Origin of the sequence: Nocardioides sp. (assembly GCF_031422975.1) — a bacterium.
Lineage (GTDB): Bacteria > Actinomycetota > Actinomycetes > Propionibacteriales > Nocardioidaceae > Nocardioides.
The window spans coordinates 1-3,709 of the sequence record NZ_JANPEO010000061.1 but is presented as its reverse complement, the minus strand read 5'-3'; the positions used below and the strand labels follow the sequence as shown (position 1 = coordinate 3,709).

At 72.4% G+C, this 3,709-nt stretch carries 4 protein-coding genes; 2 read left to right on the top strand and 2 right to left on the bottom strand.

Features of this window, described 5'->3' with window-relative positions:
- A partial coding sequence (locus tag RMO85_RS02060) for a tRNA methyl transferase PRC-barrel domain-containing protein (protein WP_397202855.1) occupies positions 1 to 545 on the top strand: 545 nt, incomplete at its 5' end.
- Positions 542 to 1,540, top strand: coding sequence for a methionine synthase (locus RMO85_RS02055; RefSeq protein ID WP_310526171.1), 999 nt, complete (start codon positions 542 to 544; stop codon positions 1,538 to 1,540). The genes RMO85_RS02060 and RMO85_RS02055, both read left to right, overlap by 4 nt.
- On the opposite strand, the gene RMO85_RS02050 is transcribed toward RMO85_RS02055, so the two are convergent.
- Complete coding sequence (locus tag RMO85_RS02050) at positions 1,533 to 2,579, bottom strand: M57 family metalloprotease (protein ID WP_310526170.1); 1,047 nt, start codon at positions 2,577 to 2,579, stop codon at positions 1,533 to 1,535. The genes RMO85_RS02055 and RMO85_RS02050 overlap by 8 nt on opposite strands.
- Positions 2,580 to 2,618: 39 nt before the next feature.
- Positions 2,619 to 3,635 carry a hypothetical protein gene (locus RMO85_RS02045; RefSeq protein WP_310526168.1) on the bottom strand — a complete coding sequence of 339 codons (1,017 nt, stop codon included), beginning with the start codon at positions 3,633 to 3,635 and terminating at the stop codon, positions 2,619 to 2,621.
- Positions 3,636 to 3,709: the final 74 nt, after the last annotated feature.

Sequence of the window (3,709 nt, the reverse complement as noted above, 5' to 3'; positions counted from 1 at the left end):
CCCACGACATCTGCTTCGTCGCCGACGGCGACAACGCCGGGTGGCTCAAGGAGAAGCTCGGCGACCGCTTGCCCAACGCCGGCGGCGACATCGTCGACTCCGGCACCGGTGAGGTGCTCGGCCGGCACGAGGGCACCGTCGGGTTCACGATCGGTCAGCGCCGGGGCCTGCGCCTCGGTACCCCCGCCGCCGACGGCAAGCCGCGCTTCGTCCTCGACATCGAACCCGTCACCGGCACCGTCTCGGTCGGCCCCCGCGAAGGGCTGCGGATCGACCGCATCGCCGGCATCAAGCCGCGCTGGTGCGGCACGGTCTCGTCGCTGCTCGACGGCCCCGATGTCACCGTGCAGCTGCGCGCCCACGGAGGCGAGCATCGCGCGACGGTGCGCGTCGAGGGCGACGAGCTCGCGATCGAGCTGCTCGACCCGGCCGAGGGCATCGCCCCGGGCCAGGCGGCCGTGATCTACGACGGCACTCGCGTCGTCGGGTCGGCCACCATCCGCGCGACCGCCCGCAGCTCGGCCCTCGACGAGGCGCTCGCGTGAGCCTTGCTACCGGCGTCGGGTCGATGCCCGGCGACGACGCTCGGGCCTACGCCGAAGCGGTCCGCCTCAGCGTGGGCGAGCTGCCGGACCTGGCTTTCGTGCCCGAGCTGCCCGGCCGGGGAGTGACCGCGAACATGACCGGGCGCGCGCTCGCGATCGTCGACGGCCTCGGTGTCGACCTCCAGCCGGCCGGATGGCGGCTGACGGATGCGTCCGGCATCGATCACCGCCGCGCGCGGTCGCTGTTGGCCCAGGACCTCGACCAGGTCGAGGAGCAGGCCCAGGACTACGCCGGCGCGTTCAAGGCGCAGGTGGCCGGACCCTGGACCCTCGCCGCCACCGTGGAGAAGCCCCGCGGCGACAAGGTGCTCTCCGACCACGGCGCCCGACGCGAACTGGCGCAGTCGCTGGCCGAGGGCCTGCGTGGACACGTGGCCGACCTTCGCCGACGCCTGCCCAGCGTCGAGCGGCTGATCGTGCAGGTCGACGAGCCGATGCTGCCCGCGGTGTTGGGCGGCGGGGTGCCCACGGCGTCCGGCTTCGGCCGCCACCGGACCGTGCATCCCCCTGAGGCATCGGCCGCCCTCGAGGTCGTGCTGGGCGCCATCGCGGACGCGGGTGCGGAGCCGTGGGTGCACTCGTGCGCCCCCGGTGTGCCGTGGGCCCTGGTGGCCGGCGCCGGGGCACGTGGACTCTCCGTGGACCACGCGATGCTCGAGACGTCGGACCTCGACGTGCTGGCGCAGGCGCTCGACGACGGACTCGTCGTCGCGCTCGGCGTCGTGGCCTCGACCGACCCCAGCGCCGTACCCTCCGACGCGGTGCTGACCGAGCGGGTGCTGCGCTGGCTCGACATGCTCGGCCTCGACCCGGCCGAGGTCTCCGACCGACTGGTGATCACGCCGTCGTGCGGGCTGGCCGGCGCGTCCCCGGAGTGGGCTCGCCGGGCCCTGTCCCTGAGCCGGCACGTCGCCGGTCACCTCGACGTCAGATGACGAACGCCTTCGCCGGCGTCCGGAACGCCGGCCGCGGAGCAGGACGGGTCGCTCCCGTGCCGGCGGCGCCGCCGTCGATGATCACGGTGGTCGGCACCCTGGCGAAGTTGTTGCCCTGGTCGAACTGCCACACGGTCAGGCAGTTCGGGCCGGGCGGCATCTCGGAATAGATGTCCTCGGTCGCAGTCCCGCCGACCGGGGTCGCCTCCCAGAGGCCGACGCCGACCAGGGTGGCGTCGTCGCCGGGTGTGGCGGTGCAGGCTGCCGGGGTCAGGTGAATCTCGTAACCCGGCTGGCCGTAGCCCCAATGCCCCAGCCAGCCTGGCACTGCCGGCTCGGCCGCTCGGGTGATGGTCAGGCTCGTGTTTCCGAACTGGTCGACCACGGGAGTCACGGCACCTGTCGCGGGGATCCTCTCGATCGCGTCGCACCACTCCGGCTCGCGGAGCACCGGCTTTCCGCCGTACAGCCGCTTGACCCGCCTGAGGTCGATCGGTTCGAGCAGGCGACACCGCCAGCGACCGGGCTTGGCGTCATCGGGGTTCTTCGAGGAGAGGCAGAGCGAGGACGCGACGCCGTTGATGTGCGAGGTGTTCATCAGCGAGCAACCGCGCATGTAGTGCTCCAGCCCCAGCACGTGACCGAGCTCGTGGGCCACCACCTGAGTCTGCCCCGGCCAGGCGCACCCCTGTCCGCCGGCGTTGGTGCCGTGCAGGATGCTGACGTAGGCCCGGCGCCCGGGGCCGGGGTAGCCCAGCGTGCCGTAGCCGGAACCGCAGCCGGCCGGCACCTTCCTGGTGTTCTGGATGATCAGCCGCGCCTTGCGCGCACTGCTGACCTTCGTGAACCTGATGTCGAGACCGCTGGAGTTCCACGCGTTCACGGCGAGCTTGACGGCGTCCGGGTCGAGCGACCGGTCGACGTAGGTGATGGTGCCGCGCGGCCACGTGCGGGGGGCGGCCTGCGCAGGACCGGCGACGAGGCCGACGCCGAGGGCGCCAGCGACGAGCAGGACCACGAGCAACCGGATGCGTGACATGGCTTCCCCCTCGAACAGGCCCGCTTGGGCACCCCAAGGCTAGCCGGGAGGTGCCTCCTGCACGATCGTTGTCGACGGCAGGGCGGCATATGTCCCGGCGGTGTCGAACTGCCAGGCTGCGACACAGGTCTGTCCGGGGACCGTCGGGCCCGACCAGAACGTCATGTCGGTGCGGGACCCGCCCACCGAGACGTCGTCCCACCAGAGGACGGACGCGTCCGTCGGGTCGGGGCTGGTGGGGCAGCCGTCGTTGGCGGCGCGGATCAGGACGCCGGTGCTCTGGACGCCGTCCTCGAGCGCCCACGCCGGAACGGTGGTGTCGAGGACGCGAGTGGCGGTGATCGTCAGTGCGTTCGACCGGGTCGTGCCGGTCGCCGTGATGGGTCCTGACTGCACGATCCGGGGATACGAGTCGCACCACTCGGGAGAGCGCTCGCGGACCACGCCGCCGTAGAGCCGCCTGGCCTTCGTCAGGTCAACGGCGGACAGCATGCGGCACCACCAGGTCGCCACATCCGCGTCGTCCTCCTCGGCGATGCAGCCGCTGGGGGCGACGCCCTCGAGCGTCGACGGGTTCATGATCGCGCAGGTCGACTCGGGCACGTGACCGAGCCCGAGCACGTGGCCGAGCTCGTGCACGGTCTTGAGCGTCACCTCGGGCCACGCACAGGGTTCGCCGTTGGCGTCCTCGACGGCGATCTTGGCCTGGGCCATTGACCCGGGCGTGTAGCCGGTGGTGGCGATGCCGAACCCGCACACGTGGTCGTAGTCGCGAATCACGAGCTGTGCTCGCGACGTCCGCCGGACCTTGACGAACCGCACATCGATGCCGCTGGCGTTCCAGGCGGCCACGGCCCTGTGCACCGCGACGGGTGCGCTGGTCCGATCGAGGTAGCGGATCCGGTCCCCCGGCCAGGGCCGTGACAGGGCACTGGTCCGCTCCACCGGCCCCACCCCGTCGAGTGATGAGCGTGCCTGCGCGGCGCTCGTGGAGGCGAGCAGCGGTGAGGACGCCGCGGCGAGCGCCAGGAGCAGCAACACGCGCAGACCCGCCACCGATCGCCCTCCTCGCAGACGGTCGAGGCTAGGGCGCCGGAGGTTCGGCAGGGCGGGCGACGGCCGACTTCACC